We start from the raw sequence: 16,714 nt of genomic DNA, 5'->3' as shown, positions 1-16,714 counted from the left end.
GGGTCTCCTGTCGTACGGGGCGGGTGGGGCGCGGGTCGGCGGGGCGCCGCCGCGGGCGGGGGGGGAGTGGACCGCCCGCGACGGCGGGTCCTGACCGCACCGGGGCGGCCCAGGACCACGGGGCCGGACGCGGGGGAGGCGTCCGGCCCCGGGCGTCAGCCGGCGGCGCCGGTGATCTTGTCGGCTTCCTCGACCGCCTGGTCGAGCGCCTGCTGCGGCGTCAGCTTGCCCTGCAGGGCGAGCTGGACCTTGCCGATGACGGCCGCGGTCACCCGCGAGTCGTACTGCACGGGCACCAGGTTCCGGGCCTTGGCGATCTGCTCGGCGGAGATCCGGCGGGCGGTGCCCTCGGGGGTGCTGTCGCCCTCGGCCTTGAAGTAGGGGTCCTTGAGCGATTCGAGAGTGCTCGGGAGGATCGTGACGATCTTGCTGAAGGCGAGCTGGTTCTGCGCGTCGGACAGGTACTTGGCGAAGTCCAGGGCGGTGGCCTGGTTCTTGCCTGCCTTCGGGACCAGCAGGCCCATGACGGACATGTTGGTGGCCCCCGTGGCGCCGGTGATCTGCGGGCCGACGCCGGTGTGCGCCGCAATGTCGGCGGCGTTCTTCTTGATCGTCGCGAGGAAGTTGGGGCCCGAGGGCAGCAGGCCGATCCGGCCGGACTGGTAGGCCTCGTTCTCCTTGCTGTGGTTCTGGGTCAGCGAGTCCTGCGGGTAGACGCCGCCCTTGTAGGCGTCCACCAACTTCTGCAGGTAGGCGGCGGCGTCGGGGGTGTTGAAGGTCCACTTCTTGGCGGAGGCGTCCAGCAGCGGCACGCCCTGCTTGGCGAGGTCGGTGATGAACCGGTTCTCCAGCGCGGGGTGGATGCCGTAGAAGGCGCCCTGGCCGGCCGCTGACAGCTTGGCGCCGTCGGCGAGCAGTTCGTCGAAGGTCGCCGGGGGCTTCTCCGGGTCCAGCCCGGCCTTCGCGAACAGGTCCTTGTTGTACATGGTGACCTCGGAGGTGAGGTACCACGGCAGGCCGAAGGAGCCCTGCCGGCCCGGCACCTGGAAGGCCGACCAGGCGCCGGGCACGTAGGACGCCTTCACGTCGGCGGCGGCCTTGTCCAGGTCGACGAACAGGCCCTTGGCCTCCAGCGCCTGGGCGAACTGGGGGTTCAGGTTGACGACGTCGGGGAGGTTGCCGGCCGCGGCGTCGGCCGTCAGCTTCTCCTGGGCGCCCTGGAACGGGATGTCCACCCAGGTGACCTTGGTGTCCGGGTGCTCCTTCTCGTACGCGGCGATGACGCCGTTCATGTAGTCGGTGAAGGTCGGCTTGAGCTGCAGCGTCTCCAGCGTGATGGTGCCGCCGACCTTGCCTGACGGCGCGTCGCCCTGGTCGGCTGACGAGCCGCTCGACCCCAGGCCGCAGGCGCTCGTGGCGAGGGCGACGATGGCGACGGCGGCGGCCAGGCGGATGCCTCTGCTGCTGGGCATGACTCTCCTACTACGGCGGGGGAAGGCGAAGGAGGCCGGATCGATCCGGAAGTGGTACGGACCACTTGACGAGAAAGTTCGCAGCTCGTTCCCCCTCGCGTCAACCCCCTGTGGGTTTTCATCCGGTCAACCCGCTGAATCTGCCCCGCAAAAGTGGACAAAGAGCAACTATTCGACCGGACGGGGTGACCGATTCGGTCCTAGCCACTTCTGGCGCACTGTCACTTCTGGTATCTACCTCTATGGCTTCGAAGCGCCGGTCGTCGACCGCCACGGAGTCCGTCACGTGACCGCCCCCGCACGCCTGCGATCCGGGCATCCCCCACTCTCACGAGGAGAAACACGTGAATCACCGCCCCTCCCCCGCCCGACGGACCATCCTCGGTCTGGCCCCCGCCCTGCTCGCCGGCACCGCCGTCCCGCTCGCCGCCGCCCCGGCCCACGCCAAAACTGGTAGTGACCACTCGTCGGCGGTCCACGGGCCCTGCGGGTGCGCCCGGTCGCTGGCCACCTCCGTCGACGCCGGCACCTGGACGGTCGGCACCCCGTCCGCGCCCGGCCCGACCGTCCCGCGCGACCAGCTCTTCCCGCTGCCCGGCGCCCCGACCGGCGCGGAGATGTTCGTCTCCAACAACCCCGAGACATTCACCGGCCCCGGCTGGCTCGCCCAGTGCGCCCGCACCACCGCCAACCGCGGCGGCTCCGCCCACCCGCTCTCGGGCACCTTCCCGGTGTACCTGTACCACCAGAACAGCACCGGGGGGACGGCCTACCTGCACGTCCTGGTGTCCAATCCCAACAGCGCCGCTGTCACCGTCCAGGCCACCGGCTCGGTGTGGACCAACGCCCAGAAGCCGCTGGTCCAGGACCCGGCCCAACGGGCCGGGACCGGCCCCTGCTTCGCGACCTCCTACGACTGGGCGGCCGGCACCACCCGGACGTACCTGGCCGCCACCGCCGTCCAGCCGCGCACCGTGGTGGAGGTCGCCAGGATCCCGATGACCTCCTCGATCGTCGACGGCCTGCTGGACGTGACCGCCTCGGACGGCGTGTACGTGTACACCGCGGTCACCACGGACGGCAGCACCACCACCGCGGTCAACTACACCCAGAACGACGCGCAGGCCGCCCCCGGCAACATCGCCTCCCAGACCGCGACCACCTACGGCCGCGAGGCCGGCGTCTACGCCGCCTCCCGCTGGGAGACCGGCACCTTCGACGTCACGGTTCCCGCCGCGGGGGCCTACCTGGGCCTGGCCCTGAACACCACGCAGCGCCAGGTCGCGGCGCTGGACCAGACGGTGCCCGCCACCGCCGCGCTGTCCGACTCCTCGCAGCGCAGCTGGGGCAACTACGGCATGCGCTACGCCGTGCGCGCCCGGCTGACCAACCCCTCGGCCCAGAGCCGCACGGCGGTGCTCACCTTCGGCTCCAACATCACCGCCGCCACCGACGTGCCGGGCGACACGTGGAACGGCGCCGCCTCGGTCCGGGTGGACGGCGGCGCGGCCCGGATCGCCACCCTGTACGTGCGCCCCACCGTGCCCCGGTGCGAGATCGGCCGCTACGTCCTGGCCCCCGGTGCCAGCACCCTGGTGGAGCTGGAGTTCGAGGTTCCGGGTCTCATCACGGCCGGCTCGCAACTCCTGTTCGAGAGCGTCTGACCCGCCCCCGCCCCGCCGCCCGACCGGCCGCCGTCGCCACCACGCCCGCACGGCGACGGCGGCCGCCGCGCCCACGGTCACCGCCGCGGGCGGTGCCGCGGAGCGGCAGAACGCCCCGGTCCCCGTTCTCAACAGCGGCCCACAGGGGCGGTCCGGCGGTAGGGCACGCGCCGGGAGTGGCGCCAAGTGCGCAGGCGCGGCCCCACGGCCCGGCCGACGCAGTACGCCGCGAAGTCGCCCGCCGTCCGCTACTCCGCGACGCCTGCCCGCTTGCTCCCCCCTGCGGTCTCGGGCCGCCCCGGCCACCAGAAGCGGCGCCCGGTGAGCAGGACCAGGGCGGGGACGAGCACGGTGCGCACCAGCAGGGTGTCGAGCAGGACGCCGATGCCGACGATGATGCCGATCTGGGTGAGCGTGATGAGGGGCAGGACGCCGAGGACGGCGAAGACCGCGGCGAGCAGGATGCCCGCGCTGGTGATGACGCCTCCGGTGGAGGCGAGGGCGCGCAGGACCGCGCGTCGGGTGTCGTGGCCGGCGACGGTGTCCTCGCGGGTGCGGGCGATGAGGAAGATGTTGTAGTCGACGCCCAGCGCGACGAGGAAGAGGAAGGACAGCAGCGGGACGTTGGTGTCCGTGGCGGGGAAGTCGTAGAACGTGCGGAAGACCGTCCAGCTCGCGCCCAGGGCGGCGAAGTAGGAGAGGATCACGGTCGCGACCAGCAGGAGCGGCGCCACGAGCGCGCGCAGGAGGGCGATCAGGACGACGAGAACGATCGCGAGGACGAGCGGGACGACGAGGCGGGTGTCGTGGGCGTTGGCGCGCGAGGTGTCGTAGGCCTCGGCGGTGGCGCCTCCGACCAGGGCGCCGGAGTCCGGGACCTGGGCGACGCGGCGGCGCAGCTGGTCGATGGTGCGGTCGGAGGCGGCGGTCCCGGGGGCGGAGTCGAGGACGACGTCGGCGCGCGCCCAGCGGTCGGTGTGCCCGCCCGGGGTGACGGAGGAGACGCCGGGGACCTGGCGGGCGGCGTCGGCCACCTGGTCGCCCGTGGCCGTGCTGGAGAGCAGGGTCAAGGGGTCGACGGCGCCCGCGGGTTGGACCGCGGCGAGGGTGCGCTGCCCGAGCACGGCCTCGGGGGTCCTGCGGAACGAGTCCTCCTGCGCGAGGCCGGTCCTGAGGCCGAGCGCTCCGGAGGCGAGGACCAGCAGGACGGCGGTTCCGGCGACGGCGACCTGGGCGGGCCGCTTGGCGACGCCCTGGCCGATGCGCGACCAGAGGCCGCGCCGGTCCGCGACGACCGGGTCGCCGACCTTGGGGACCAGCGGCCAGAACAGCCACCGGCCGGGCAGGACGAGGGCTGCGGGTAGGACGACCAGGCCGAACAGCATGGCGGTCAGGATGCCGACGGCGCCGGCGAAGCCGAGCCCGCGGTTGCCGGTGAGTTCGGCCGCGAGCAGCGTGAGGAGGCTGAGCACGACGGTGGTGCCGCTGGCGAGGACGGCGGGGGCGGTGCCGCGCCAGGCCCGCGCCATCGCCGTGAACCGGTCGTCGGTGAGGTGGAGTTCGTCGCGGTAGCGGGAGACGAGCAGCAGCGCGTAGTCCGTGCCGGCGCCGAACACGAGCACGGAGAGGATCCCCGCGGCGGAGGCGTCGACCTCGACGCCGACGTGCGGCGCGAGGGCGCCGACCAGGATGCCGGCCGTGCGGTCGCCTGCGCCGACGACGATCAGCGGCACCAGCCAGAGGACGGGGCTGCGGTAGGTGATCAGCAGCAGCACCGCGACGACGGAGGCCGTGGCGATCAGGAGGGTGCTGTCGGCGCCCGCGAAGACCTTGGTCACGTCGGCGCGGAAGGCCGGCCCGCCGGTCACCTGGGCCTGGAGGGGCGCGGCGAGGTCCGCGGAGGCGGCCTGGCGGATGCGGTCGACGGCGGCGGTGTTCTCGTCGTCGCCCGCGGCGGTCGGCAGCAGGACCGCCACGGTGGCCACCTTGTCCTCGACCACCTGCGGGCGGGCGGCCTCGGGCGCCAGTCCGAAGGCGCCGAGTGACGCCGACCGCTGGGAGACGAGTTCCTGCTGCGCCGCGGTGAGCGGGCTCCCGTCGGTGTTGCTGAAGACCACGATCGCGGGGGCGACGGCTCCGGCGGGGAACGACTTGACGATCTCGGCGACCTCCGCGGACTGCGAGGAGGCCGGCAGTGAGGCGCCGGTGGCCTCCGTGGTGGTCGCGTCCGAGGGGCCGAGGGCGAAGACGGCGCCGAGACCGACGACGGTGAGCAGGAGGACCAGCCACGCGACGGTGCGGGGCCGCCGCGGCCCCGTGGTGCGAGCGGCGTGCGGGACGGGCCGGCTCGTACGGCCGGTCATGTGTGGGGACACGGAACGCACCCTCTGAAGTCGTTAAGTAGCTTAGCGATCTCTACCGTGTCAGAATTGCCACCATGGCGCAACATCACTCGTTCGGAGCCGCTACCGACTCGGATGGCCGGCCGGCCCGGGTCGGCCGCCCCGGCGCCGTGCCGAAGGGTGACGCGCTCTCGGAGGCACTGCGGGAGGTGCTGACGCTCACTCAACTGGCGCGCGCCGCGCTGGCCGAACGCCTGCACATGCCGTTGACCCACGTCGAGGCGGTCGAGCACGTGGTCGTCGCCAGGGGGGCCGGTGAACCCATCGGGCCCGTCGAACTCTCCCGGCGGCTGGGGGTGACCAGTGCCGCCGCGACGCAGTCGGTGAACCGGCTGGTGTCGGAGGGCCACATGACCCGCGGCCCCCACCCGCGGGACCGCCGCCGCCAGGTCCTGGACGTCACGGGGAGCGGCTTCGAGCACGTCATGGGCGAGCTGGTCCCGCTCCTCGGCCTGGTCCTCGGCGCCTCCGGGGACCTGGACGACACGGAGCGGGCGGGCGCCCGGCGGTACCTGGAGAACGTGGCGGCCGCGTACCGCCGGTACCTCGACCAGGACGGCGGCGACGGTGAAGGCCCCGGGTCCGCTGCCCCGCCCACCGGTCCCGGGCCTGGTTCCAACCCCTCACCGCCCGCTGGTTAGGCCCGATCCTCGTACTGCGCGAGGGCCGGGCACGGGCCGAAGAAGGTCGGCGCCCACCCGCCGACGAAGATGCCCCACCGAGCCGAGCGCGGCCGCGTAGGCGTGCTCGCTGAACCCACCGGGGCCTCGTGCACCTTGCGAACGATCATCATGGCGCTCACTCCTCGTACCGCAGGGCCCCGGTGACCACCCCGCGCGCGGACGCCCCCGGGCCGGGAGTCGCATCGATTGCGCACCTGTGTGCGCGAGCGGCCGGGCTACGACGCCGCAGATGCGGGCGGACCCGGTCGCCGAGGCGTCCTAGCGGTGCTGGCACGTCCGGTCCCCGCCACCGCCCAAGGCGCCTCCAGGACCGCTGTGGGTCGGTGTCGCCGCGGAGGCGGAATCCGCTGGCGTGGGAACGGAGTCAGAAGCGGGGCCGGCCCGCTGCGGCGCTGTTGCTGCGAGGCCTCGGACGTTGAGCAGGGTGGGGAGGAGGTCGTCGGGGACGGGGTGCCGGCACAGGACGCAGGTGAGGATCGCGGCATGCCTGGCGCCGACGGGGGCGACGGTGGCGGCGGTGGCGATGCCGCCCTGGCCGGCGACGTCGTAGGTCGCGAAGCTGAGCGCCTCCGAGGTGGCGGGCCGGTCGGACAGCGGCACCCCGGTGATCGCAGGCTTCCGGCGCCGGTCAGGACGCTGTTCCACGCCTTGGCGTGGTCGGCGTACCGCGGTGCGCCGTCCGCTCGCCGGGGCCGCGGCGAGCGGACGGCAGGGATGGTCTGCGGCGTCTACGGTGTCACGCGGGGTCTGCCCATTCCTCGCGGAGCATTCCGAAGAGCACTCTGTCGTAGCGCTTCCCGCCCAGCAGCACGGCCGAGCGGCGGCGGCCCTCCTCTCGGAAGCCGAGCCCGGTGAAGGCGCGCACGGCGCGCTCGTTGCCGCTCCAGGTGTCGAGTTCCAGCCGGTTCAGGCCGTAGGCGCCGAACAGGTGGGCGACGAGAAGTCGCAGCGCTTCACTCCCGTGGCCGCGGCCCCAGAACTCCCGCTCACCGATGGTCACTCCCAGTGTGGCCGCACCGGCGTACGGGTCCAGGTCCCGGTAGTCGGCCATGCCGATCACGCTCCCGCCCGCCAGGTCCTCGACCGTGAACACGGCCGACTCCCGCGGACTCAGGCGCAGCATCGCCTCGAAGCCGAGGCCGATCGCCTCCGCCGTGACCGGACCGAAACACGGGTCACCGGCGGTGGCCCAGCGCACCACTTCAGGATCGTTGCGCCACCGAAGATGATGCTCCGCGTCCTCGGAGCGCAGCGCCCGCAGCCTTACCAACTTTCCTTCGAACATCGCGCAACTCTAGTCGAATTGATCAACGCCGGGAGGAGCGCTCCCGGCCGGCGTCAGGACAGTGCCTGGACGTCACCGGCGGCGGTACGCCCAGGGCACTGCTCAGGACTTGTGGATCGGTTTCGGGAGGGCATGCGGAGGGCGTCCCGTCCCGAACGATCCTCAAGGTCTCCGAGCAGGCCCGCGTTGCGGCGCGGGTCGGGAAGACACGCCCGTGCTCGGGTAGTCACCTACGACGCACCGGCCACCGTGACCCGGCCGACCGAGCAGTGGAGCGACGACCACGCCGCCTTCCGGACCCTGGACCTGTCCGACCGGGACTATGTCCACGTATGGGCCGAACGGCGCACACCCCAAGCTCGGACTCGGCCAGGCCCACCCGTGCGTCGTGGTCCGGCTCGGCGGAGTCATGGGCCGACGTGTAGTGCCGGATGCAGCGGTGCGGGTGACTGTGGGAGAGCGGACGACTCCAGGACGGCTCGGCGAGCCCGGCGATCCTGGGGGAAGGTGGCGTCCCTGGGCGAACCTGGTGGTGCCGTCGTTGGCGTCCGGCCGCAGGGGGCAGGTGAGGTGCCGCAGACAGCTGGCCGACTGTCCCGGCGCGCAGCGCCGATCGGTGAGGGAGCGTCAGGTCAGCCACGGCGCCCGGCTCCCGTGGAGAGCAGGCCGCGGGCGGTGAGAACGGGGAGGAGGCCCTCGCCGACCCGGTAGGCCTCCTCCAGGTGGGGCACGCCGGAGAGGACGAACTCGTCGACGCCCAGCCGGTGGTACTCCTCGATCCGGTCGGCGACCTCGGTGTGGCTGCCCACCAGGGCGGTTCCGGCACCGCCCCGGACCAGACCGAAGCCGGCCCACAGGTTCGGGTAGACCTCAAGGCGCCCGACCTCACCGCCGTGCAGCTCACGCATCCGCCGCTGGCCCTCCGACTCGCTCAGCGCCAAGGCCTGCTGCGTGTCGCGGATCCGCGCCGGGTCCATCCCGGCGAGCAGCCGGTCGGCCTCCGACCAGGCCTCGGCGGCGGTGTCGCGAGTGATGGTGTGCAGTCGGATGCCGAACCTCGGCCGCCGCCCCTGGGCGGCAGCCAGCGTCCGGATCCGCTCGATCTTCTCCGCGACCCGGTCCGGCGGCTCGCCCCAGGTGAGGTACACGTCCGCGTGCCGGGCGGCGACCCGCTCCGCGGCCGGCGAGGAACCGCCGAAATACACCTGCGGCACCGGGTCGGGCAGCCGCGTCAGCCGGGCGCCGTCGACCCGAAGGTGCGGGCCGTCGTGGTCGACCCGCTCTCCGCGCCACAGCCGCCCGGTCACCGACAGGAACTCGTCGGCGCGCGCGTAGCGCCCGTCCTTGTCGAGGAAGTCCCCGTACGCGCGCTGCTCCTTCGACTCGCCGCCCGTGACCACGTTGAGCGCCAGCCGTCCGCCGGAGAGGTTCTGGTACGTGGTCGCCATCTGGGCGGCGAGCGTCGGGGCGACCAGGCCGGGCCGGAACGCCACCAGGAAGGTGAGGCGCTCGGTCAGGCCGGTGAGCATCGCGGTGGTCAGCCAGGCGTCCTCGCACCAGGGTCCGGTCGGGGTGAGGGCCCCGGCGAAGCCGAGCTGTTCGGCCGCCCGCGCGATCTGCCCGAGGTAGCCGAGCGACGGCGGCCGGTCGGTGCCGGCCGCCCCCGGGGTGGAGCCGTGGCCCCCGCCGACCACCTGGCGGCTGTCGCCGGTGGTCGGCAGGAACCAGTGCACGCTCAGCGCCACGGACCCTCCCCGGCGCCGGGTGCGAACCCGCCGAACCCGCCATCGTGGTGCACCAGCGGCTCGCCGCCGTCGGCGTCCGCCGCCACTACCTCGCCGACCACCAGCAGGTGGTCGCCGACCGGGTGCAGGCCGACCTGGCGGGCCGTCAGACGGGCGGTGACGCCCGCCAGCAGCGGGGTGCCGTGCGGGCCCGTGGTCCACGGGACGCCGGCGAAGCGGTCGACGCCGCTGCGGGCGAAGGCCCGTGCCAGCTCCTCCTGGCCCCGGTGCAGGACGTGCACGGTGAACGCCTCCGCGGCGCGCAGCGCGGGCGCCGTGGACGCGGTGGTCGACAGGTAGAAGGAGACCAGGGCGGGATCGAGGCTCACCGATGTGAACGAGGTGACGGTGAGCCCGACCGGCCCCGGCGCGGTGATCACCACCACGCCGGCGGCGTGTCGGCGCAGAGTGCGGCGGAGCAGCTCGGCCGGCGCGATGGCGGGCGGGCGTTCGTCGACGGCGGTCATGGGCGGTGTCCTTCCTTCGAACGGATGGTGGGAGACCCGGGTGAGAACGGGGAGCCGGGCCGTCCTGCTGCCGGGAGCGCACCGGCGGCGGGACGGACGACGGCGGGACCGACGCCGACGAAGCTGACGGCGGCCGAGCGGGCGACGGTGGTCATCGGACTGCGCCGTCCGGCCGGCCGGGCTGGAGCGGGACGAGCAGCGCGGGCGGGGTTGCGGGCAGCCGGTCCAGGCCGGCTCGCAGTGCCTCCAGCCACTGCACCGTTCGGGCGGCGACGCTGCGGTGCGCGGCGTCGTTGAACACGTCGTGGCGGCCGTCGGCCACGCCGAGCGCGTCCACCGACGGCAGTCGGCGGGCCAGCGCCCGCAGTCCCTCCACCGGCGCGACCGGGTCCGCCAGGCCGTGGAAGGCCAGGACGGGGAGGGTCGGCCGGGCCGTCGCCGCGGCGGCGGCGAGCTCGGCGGCCACCGGTTCGAGCAGGGCGCCGGCCCGGAACTCGGCGGAGTCGGCCAGCAGGCTCCGGTGCACCGGGCACGCGGTCCGGGCGGACAGTTCGTCGTCCGCCCAGTCCGGTGGCGTGTCGCCGGCTGACACCGCGTCGTGTGGTGACGGGAGTCCGGCGAGGAGCAGCGCGTCGACGGGGACGGTCGTGGCGGCGGCGAGGGCGAGCAGTGCTCCGGTGTCGGAGCCCGCCAGTACGACCGGGCCGCCGTGCCGGCCCCGTTCGTGGGCGGTCAGCGCCGCCAGGTCGCCGCCCAGTTGTTCGAGCCGCCGGTCGGACCAGGCTGCCGGGGACGGGTCGGCTCCTGCTCCGTCGGCCGGGTCGACGTCCCCCGCGGTGTGCGGGGCGTCCGGCGGACCGGCCCGGTGGGCGGGGGCGGTCGGGCCGGGGACGACCAGGCGGTAGCCGTCCAAGGCCAGCCGCCGCCCGAACCGGGCGTACAGAGCGGGGTGTTCACCGCGTCCGGGCAGCAGGACCACCGTTCCGCGGACGGCGGTGCCCTCGGCGGGTTCCCACCGCTCCTGCCGGAGCAGCGCGGGTGCGGGCGCGGTCACCGGGCGCCGGCCGTGGCCGGGACGGGGCCGGCGGCTGCCGCGGCGTCGCGGCGGGCGACCTCCGCGCGGACCAGCGGCAGCAGCTCGCGGCCGTAGTCCAGCGCGTCGTCCAGCGGGTCGTAGCCGCGGATCAGCAGCGTGGTCGCGCCGATGTCCACGTAGTCCAGCAGTGCCTGCGCCACGGTCTCCGGGGAGCCGACCAGCGCGGTCGAGTTGCCGGCCGCGCCGGTGGCCTTGGCGGGGGCGGTCCACAGGGCGCGGTCGTGCCGGTCGCCCTTGGCGGCGGCGGCGAGGAGCCGCTGCGAGCCGACGTTCTGCGGCGTGGCGCCGGGACCGACCGGGAGCACGGCCCGGCGCCCGCCGAAGGCGTCGCCGCGCTGCTCGATGGTTCCGAGGATGCGGTGTGCCCGCTCCCAGGCCTCCTCGTCGGTGCGGCCGAGGATCGGCCGGAAGGAGACGCTGATGCCCGGGGCGGTCTCGCGTCCGGCGGCCTCCGCGGCGGCCCGGACCCGGGCGATCTGCTCGGCGGTCTCGGCGAGCGGCTCGCCCCACAGCGCGAAGGTGTCGGCGTGCTTGCCGCCCACCCGGTACGCGGCGTCCGACGAGCCGCCGAAGTAGACCGGGATGCGCGGCTGCTGGACCGGCCGGACCTCGGAGTGGAAGTCCGCCAGCCGGTAGTACGGGCCGTCGTGGTCGAACGGCGCGTGCTCGGTCCAGGCCTTCTTGACCACCGTCAGGTAGTCGTCGGTGCGGGCGTAGCGCTCGTCCTTGCTCAGGTAGTCGCCGTCGCGGCGCTGCTCGGCGTCGTGGCCGCCGGTGATGATGTGGACGGCGACCCGGCCGCCGGAGAACTGGTCGAGGGTGGCGAAGGTGCGGGCGGCGACGGTCGGTGCGAGGAAGCCGGGGCGGTGGGCGATCAGCAGGCCGAGCCGTTCGGTGTTGGCGGCGGCGAACGCGGCGACCTGGTTCGGGTCGGGGCTCGCCGAGGACTGGGCGATGAGGATCCGGTCGAAGCCGGCCTGCTCGTGCGCCCGGGCGAAGCTGCGGGTGTACTCGACGTCCACCACCGGGCCGGTTGCCGGGCGGGTCTCGGAGACGTCGTGGGTGGAGATCATGCCGATGATCTCGACGGGCATGGTGGTGTCCTCACGTGATCGGGATGGGAGCTGTCGGAAGAGGTGACGGGAGGTCAGGCGACCGGTCGGGACCGGTCGAGGGCGGTGCGGCCCGCGGTGAGCAGCACCGAGTCGTCCTGCGGGGTGTGGACTCGGGCGCACAGCACGTCCCGCAGGTGGCGTTCGAGCGGGTTGCGGCGGGCCAGGCCGTGGTTGCCGACCAGGGCGACGGCCTGCTGGACGGCATCGATCGCGGCCCGCGTGGCGAGCACCTTCGCGCCGCCGGCCTCGTCGGCGGCGCCGGGCTCCCCGGCGTCGACGGCCGCTGCGAGGGCGGCGACGAGACGGTCCGCCCCGGCCAGCGTCACCTCGACCTCGCCGACGGCGGACTGGAAGCGGGCCAGCGAGGCCAGTGGGGCGCCGAGCGCGCTCGGGGTCCGCTCGTGCAGGAACCCGAGCAGCCAGTCGCGGGCGGCGTCGGCGACACCCAGGTACAGCCCGGCCAGGCCGAGGCTGTTCCACGCGCCGGCGACCGGGTCGCGTCCGCGGTCCGCGCCGGGCAGGGACAGGCCGGCGACGTGGTCCTCCGGTACCGGGACGTCGGTGAACAGCACGTCGTCACTGCGCGAGGCGCGCAGGCCGAGGTGGTCCCAGACGGGTTCGACGGCGACGCCGGGGCTGCCCGCGCGGACCAGGAAGGAGCCGACGCGGGGCCGGTCCTCGTCGGTGGCGGCCCAGACCAGCAGCCAGTCCAGCAGGTACGCGCCGGTCGAGTAGATCTTTCGGCCGGTCAGCCGCCAGCCCCCGCCGGCCGTCCGGCGCGCGGTCGTCGCGGGCAGGCCGCCGCGGACCGGGCTGCCCAGCTCGGGCTCCACCCGCAGGCTGTTGACCAGCACCGGGCGGCGCGCGGACTCGGCGAGCAGGTCGGCCAGCGGGCCGGCCGGCCAGGACGGCGTCCGCGCCTCGGCGGCGTGGGTGAACAGTGTCATCGCGGTGACCAGCGCGACCGCCGGGTCGCCCTTGCCGAGCGCCCGCAGGATCTGCACGGTGTCCGCCAGCCCGGCCTGCGGGCCGCCGTGCCGGGCGGCCACGGTCGCGGTCAACAGGCCTGCCCCGTGGACGAGTTCGAAGTCCCGCAGGGGGAGTTCGGCGTCCCGGTCGTGGGCGGCGGCGCAGGCCGCCAGGGCGGCGGTCACCTCCGGCAGGCGGTCCGGGGCCGGTGCGGGGAAGGTGGGCAGGGCGGTGATGGTCATCGGTCGGCCTCCGGGGCGGGGTCGGTGCGCAGGGCGGGCGGTCGGCGGACGGTGACGGGCGGCGGATCGCCGCCCGTCCACCGCTCCAGTTGCACCAGCGCGTGCTGGCCGGTGCAGCCCTGGGAGAGCCGCGAGCTGGGCAGGTCGGCGGTGAGGACGTTGGGGTTGCCGTGCGCGCACAGCGGCGGCTCGGTCCCCGGTACCGGGTCGAACCACGCGCCGGTGGGGAGCCGGACCACACCGGTGCGCAGCCGCTCGGTCAGCCGGGCCCCGGCCAGGCAGGCGCCCCGGTCGTTGAAGATCCGTACCAGGTCGCCGTCGGCGACTCCCCGGGTCGCGGCGTCGGCCGGGTGCAGTTCGACCGCCTCGCGGCCCGCGACCTTGTCGGCCAGGCTCGGTGCGCCGACGTCGAGCTGGCTGTGCAGCCGGGTGGCCGGCTGGTTGGCGATCAGCAGCAGCGGGTGCCGTGCGGCGGCGGCCGTGCCGGGGCGCTCGGGCGGGTCCAGCCAGGCGGGGTGGCCCGGGCAGTCGGCCAGGTCCAGTGCGGCGATGTCGGCGGAGTACAGCTCGATCAGGCCGCTGGGGGTGGCCAGCGGGTGCCGGTCCGGATCGGCGCGGAAGTCGGCGAAGAGGGTCCGCTCGGCGGGCTGCTCGGGAAGCTGCCACTCGCCGTCCGCCCAGAACCGGGCGAAGGCGGGCGGGTCGCCGGCGCCCTCGGCGCGCAGCCGGTCCGCCCACTCCTCGTAGAGGCGCTCGAGCCACTGGCGCGGCGTCCGGCGTTGGGTGAACTCGTCACCGATGCCCAGGCGTTCGGCGAGACCGGCGAGGATCGCGTGGTCGTCGCGGGCCTCGCCGACCGGATCGGCGACCCGGTGCATGGCGATCAGGTGGGTGTCCCGGCGGCCGCCGCCGAAGTCCTCGCGCTCCAAAGGCGTGGTGGCGGGGAACACGATGTCCGCGTGCCGCGCGGTGGCCGTCCAGTGCGGCTCGTGGACGATCACGGTGTCGGGACGGGCGAAGGCGCGGCGCAGCCGGCCCAGGTCCTGGTGGTGGTGGAACGGGTTGCCGCCTGCCCAGTGCACCAGGCGGATGTCCGGGTAGCGCCGGGTCGTCCCGTCGTACGCGTACTCGTCCCCGGGGTGCAGCAGCAGGTCGGCGATCCTCGCGCAGGGGATGAACTCGTCGACGGGGTTCGGGGGTTGGGGCAGGTGGGGCAGCCGCAGGGCCGGTCCGGTGTCGCCGACGTCGCCCATGGAGCCGTAGCCGTGCCCGAACCCGCCACCGGGCAGACCGATCTGGCCCAGAGCAGCCGCCAGGGCCAGGGCCGCCCAGACCGGCTGCTCGCCGTACCTGGCGCGCTGCAGCGACCAGGTGACGGTGACCAGCGTGCGGGTGGCGGCCATCCGCCGGGCCAGGCCGCGGATCCGGTCCGCCGCGAGCCCGCAGATCCGCTCGGCCCAGCCGGCGTCCTTGGCGACGCCGTCCGACCGGCCGTCCAGGTAGCGCTCCAGCACCGGCCAGCCGCTGGTGCTGCGCGCCAGGAACGCCCGGTCGTGCAGGCCTTCGGCTACCAGGGTGTGGGTGAGCGCCAGCATCAGGGCGGTGTCGGTGCCCGGCACGATCGGCAGCCAGTCCGTCGCGGGACCGTCCGGCAGGTCGTCGCGGAGCGGGCTGACCAGCGCCACTTCGGTGCCGGCGGCGGCGAGTTCGGCCAGGAAGCCGGGTGCGGTGTGCCGGGTCACGCCGCCGGGGGTGACGTACACGTTCTTGGCCGGGATGCCGCCGAACGCGACGATCAGCCGGGTGTGGCGGACGATGGTCGGCCAGGACGAGGCGGCCCGCAGGACCGTCTCGGCGTCGCCGACCACCCGCGGCAGCAGCACCAGCGAGGTGCCCAGGCTGTAGGAGTTGCGCGAAGCGGTGTAGCCGCCGAACAGCGACAGGAAGCGGTGCAGCTGGCTCTGCGCATGGTGGAAGCGGCCGGCGGCCGCCCAGCCGTACGAACCCCCGAACACCGCCTGGGGGCCGAACTCCGCCCGCACCCGGCGGAGTTCTCCGGCGGCCAGGTCGAGCGCGCGCTCCCAGGAGACCTCCACGAACGGCTCCCGGCCGCGGCCCGCGCCGGTCCCCGGGCCGCCACGCAGCCACCCTTCCCGGACAGCGGGCCGGAGCACCCGCGTCGGGTGGTGCAGGGCGCCGGCGACCCCCGCCAGCAGCGGGGACGGCGACGGATCGGCCGGGTGCGGCTCGACCAGCACCTGGCCGTCCGGGCGGCGACGGGCCCGGAAGGCTCCCCAGTGCGAGGTGGTGGGTCGGGCGTTGTCGGTCATGGCGGCACCTCCAGACGGGGCGGGCGACGGTCGGACGGATGGCGGTCGAACCAGAAGACGGTTGAGCGAGTGGCGGTCGGATCGGATGACGGGTTGGCGGTCTGGCGGGGGCGGCGGGCTGCGGGGGCACGGCGCGGGGGCGGGCGGCTGTCCGCGCGGGCGACGAGGCCGAGGACCTCGGACGACCGGCGGTCCGGGTCAGTCGGCCGGCCGACTGCGCCAGTGGGGCGCGTGGTGGCAGGCCGCGGCGCGGTCGCCGGTGGACGTCCGCAGCTCCGGCCGGGGTACGCACGCGGTGTCGGCGAACGGGCAGCGGTGGGCGAAGGCGCACCCGGACGCGGCCGGCGGCCGGTCGGCCGCGGAGCGCAGGACGGCGAGTTCGGCGCGCCGGGCCGGGCCGCCGCCGGGCGCGGACGCGGCGAGCAGCGCGGTGTACGGGTGCAGCGGGTCGCGCAGGACGGCGTCGGTCGGCCCGCTCTCCACGACCCTGCCGCGGTACAGCACGGCGAGCCGGTCGGCGACGCCGGCGAGCGAGGCGAGGTCGTGGGAGATCAGGACGACGGCGAGGCCGAGTTCACGGCGCAGTTCGTCGAGCAGCCGCAGCACGTGGTTGCGGCTGGAGGCGTCCAGCGCGGACACCGGTTCGTCGGCCAGCAGCAGCCGGGGGCGGGTGACGATCGCGCGGGCCAGGGCGACCCGCTGGCGCTGGCCGCCGGAGAGCAGGCCGGGCCGGCGGTCGGCGAGGGCGTGGTCCAGGCCGACCAGGTCGAGTGCGGCGAGCACCCGCAGGCGGCGCTCCTCGGCGGCCACTCCGGTGACCGCGAGCGGCTGGCCGACCAGCCGGAGCACCGTCAGATCGGGGTCCAGCGACCGCAGCGGGTCCTGGAACATGTACTGCACCGTGCCGGCCCGGCGGGCGTCCCGCAGGGCCCGGCCGCGCAGGGCGGTCCGCTCCAGGCCGTCCACGGTGATGCGTCCGGCGGTGACCGGGGCGAGTCCGACGACGGCCCGGGCCAGGGTGGTCTTCCCCGAGCCGGTCTCGCCGATCACCCCCAGGACTTCCCCGGCGCGCACGGCCAGGTCGACCCCGTCGAGCACCGGTGTACCGGGGTCGAAGGCGACCTCCAGGTCACGCACGTCGAGCAGCGGCTCCTCGGGAGCAGCGACGGAGGTACTCATGACGTTCTCCCTTCAGCAGGACGGAC

General features: G+C 74.7%; 13 protein-coding genes. 2 read left to right on the top strand and 11 right to left on the bottom strand.

The genetic code is table 11. The features are described 5' to 3' along the window. Positions 1-155: 155 nt before the first annotated feature. The gene (locus BX266_RS35670) at positions 156-1,472 is read right to left on the bottom strand and encodes an ABC transporter substrate-binding protein (RefSeq protein WP_099906831.1); all 1,317 of its coding nucleotides are present in this window, start codon (positions 1,470-1,472) and stop codon (positions 156-158) included. 344 nt (positions 1,473-1,816) lie between these two features. Here BX266_RS35670 and BX266_RS35665 point away from each other — a divergent pair, with 344 nt between their 5' ends. Further along, the gene (locus BX266_RS35665) at positions 1,817-3,136 is read left to right on the top strand and encodes a DUF3370 family protein (RefSeq protein ID WP_099906829.1); all 1,320 of its coding nucleotides are present in this window, start codon (positions 1,817-1,819) and stop codon (positions 3,134-3,136) included. A gap of 248 nt (positions 3,137-3,384) precedes the next feature. Here BX266_RS35665 and BX266_RS35660 read toward each other — a convergent pair whose 3' ends face one another. Further along, on the bottom strand, positions 3,385-5,511 hold the full coding sequence (locus BX266_RS35660; protein WP_218969301.1) for an MMPL family transporter: 2,127 nt from the start codon (positions 5,509-5,511) through the stop codon (positions 3,385-3,387). Between the two features lie 62 nt (positions 5,512-5,573). Here BX266_RS35660 and BX266_RS35655 point away from each other — a divergent pair, with 62 nt between their 5' ends. Continuing rightward, complete coding sequence (locus tag BX266_RS35655) at positions 5,574-6,179, top strand: MarR family winged helix-turn-helix transcriptional regulator (protein WP_099906825.1); 606 nt, start codon at positions 5,574-5,576, stop codon at positions 6,177-6,179. 300 nt (positions 6,180-6,479) lie between these two features. On the opposite strand, the gene BX266_RS39120 is transcribed toward BX266_RS35655, so the two are convergent. From BX266_RS39120 to BX266_RS35605, 9 genes are all read right to left on the bottom strand, one after another. Further along, positions 6,480-6,821, bottom strand: coding sequence for a hypothetical protein (locus BX266_RS39120; RefSeq protein WP_180290734.1), 342 nt, complete (start codon positions 6,819-6,821; stop codon positions 6,480-6,482). Positions 6,822-6,957: 136 nt separating this feature from the next. After that, the gene (locus BX266_RS35645) at positions 6,958-7,506 is read right to left on the bottom strand and encodes a GNAT family N-acetyltransferase (protein ID WP_099906823.1); all 549 of its coding nucleotides are present in this window, start codon (positions 7,504-7,506) and stop codon (positions 6,958-6,960) included. A gap of 632 nt (positions 7,507-8,138) precedes the next feature. Next, a complete protein-coding gene (locus tag BX266_RS35635; protein WP_099906821.1) occupies positions 8,139-9,251 on the bottom strand; it encodes an LLM class flavin-dependent oxidoreductase in 1,113 nt (370 codons plus the stop codon). Further along, positions 9,242-9,757 carry a flavin reductase family protein gene (locus tag BX266_RS35630; RefSeq protein WP_099906819.1) on the bottom strand — a complete coding sequence of 172 codons (516 nt, stop codon included), beginning with the start codon at positions 9,755-9,757 and terminating at the stop codon, positions 9,242-9,244. The genes BX266_RS35635 and BX266_RS35630 overlap by 10 nt, the downstream gene beginning before the upstream one ends. Positions 9,758-9,908: 151 nt before the next feature. Then, positions 9,909-10,811: an alpha/beta hydrolase gene (locus BX266_RS35625; RefSeq protein WP_180290733.1), complete on the bottom strand. Its 903-nt coding sequence runs from the start codon at positions 10,809-10,811 to the stop codon at positions 9,909-9,911. Beyond that, positions 10,808-11,947, bottom strand: a complete 1,140-nt coding sequence (locus BX266_RS35620; RefSeq protein WP_099906817.1) for an LLM class flavin-dependent oxidoreductase — start codon at positions 11,945-11,947, stop codon at positions 10,808-10,810. Before BX266_RS35620 ends, BX266_RS35625 begins: the two co-directional genes overlap by 4 nt. Before the next feature lie 53 nt (positions 11,948-12,000). Beyond that, the gene (locus BX266_RS35615) at positions 12,001-13,179 is read right to left on the bottom strand and encodes an acyl-CoA dehydrogenase family protein (RefSeq protein ID WP_099906815.1); all 1,179 of its coding nucleotides are present in this window, start codon (positions 13,177-13,179) and stop codon (positions 12,001-12,003) included. After that, positions 13,176-15,509 carry a molybdopterin-dependent oxidoreductase gene (locus tag BX266_RS35610; RefSeq protein ID WP_099906813.1) on the bottom strand — a complete coding sequence of 778 codons (2,334 nt, stop codon included), beginning with the start codon at positions 15,507-15,509 and terminating at the stop codon, positions 13,176-13,178. Before BX266_RS35610 ends, BX266_RS35615 begins: the two co-directional genes overlap by 4 nt. Positions 15,510-15,707: 198 nt before the next feature. Beyond that, on the bottom strand, positions 15,708-16,688 hold the full coding sequence (locus BX266_RS35605) for an ABC transporter ATP-binding protein (RefSeq protein ID WP_099906811.1): 981 nt from the start codon (positions 16,686-16,688) through the stop codon (positions 15,708-15,710). Positions 16,689-16,714: the final 26 nt, after the last annotated feature.

Source organism: Streptomyces sp. TLI_171 (assembly GCF_003610255.1).
Taxonomy (GTDB): domain Bacteria; phylum Actinomycetota; class Actinomycetes; order Streptomycetales; family Streptomycetaceae; genus Kitasatospora.
Note: the sequence above shows the minus strand (reverse complement) of the source record. Positions and strands in the feature narration are given on the sequence as shown.

Excerpts from the sequence above, each read along its gene's own strand:
- BX266_RS35670 (WP_099906831.1), bottom strand. The coding sequence starts at position 1,472 with ATGCCCAGCAGCAGAGGCATCCGCCTGGCCGCCGCCGTCGCCATCGTC.
- BX266_RS35655 (WP_099906825.1), top strand. The coding sequence starts at position 5,574 with ATGGCGCAACATCACTCGTTCGGAGCCGCTACCGACTCGGATGGCCGG.
- BX266_RS35645 (WP_099906823.1), bottom strand. The coding sequence starts at position 7,506 with ATGTTCGAAGGAAAGTTGGTAAGGCTGCGGGCGCTGCGCTCCGAGGAC.
- BX266_RS35630 (WP_099906819.1), bottom strand. The coding sequence starts at position 9,757 with ATGACCGCCGTCGACGAACGCCCGCCCGCCATCGCGCCGGCCGAGCTG.
- BX266_RS35620 (WP_099906817.1), bottom strand. The coding sequence starts at position 11,947 with ATGCCCGTCGAGATCATCGGCATGATCTCCACCCACGACGTCTCCGAG.
- BX266_RS35615 (WP_099906815.1), bottom strand. The coding sequence starts at position 13,179 with ATGACCATCACCGCCCTGCCCACCTTCCCCGCACCGGCCCCGGACCGC.
- BX266_RS35610 (WP_099906813.1), bottom strand. The coding sequence starts at position 15,509 with ATGACCGACAACGCCCGACCCACCACCTCGCACTGGGGAGCCTTCCGG.
- BX266_RS35605 (WP_099906811.1), bottom strand. The coding sequence starts at position 16,688 with ATGAGTACCTCCGTCGCTGCTCCCGAGGAGCCGCTGCTCGACGTGCGT.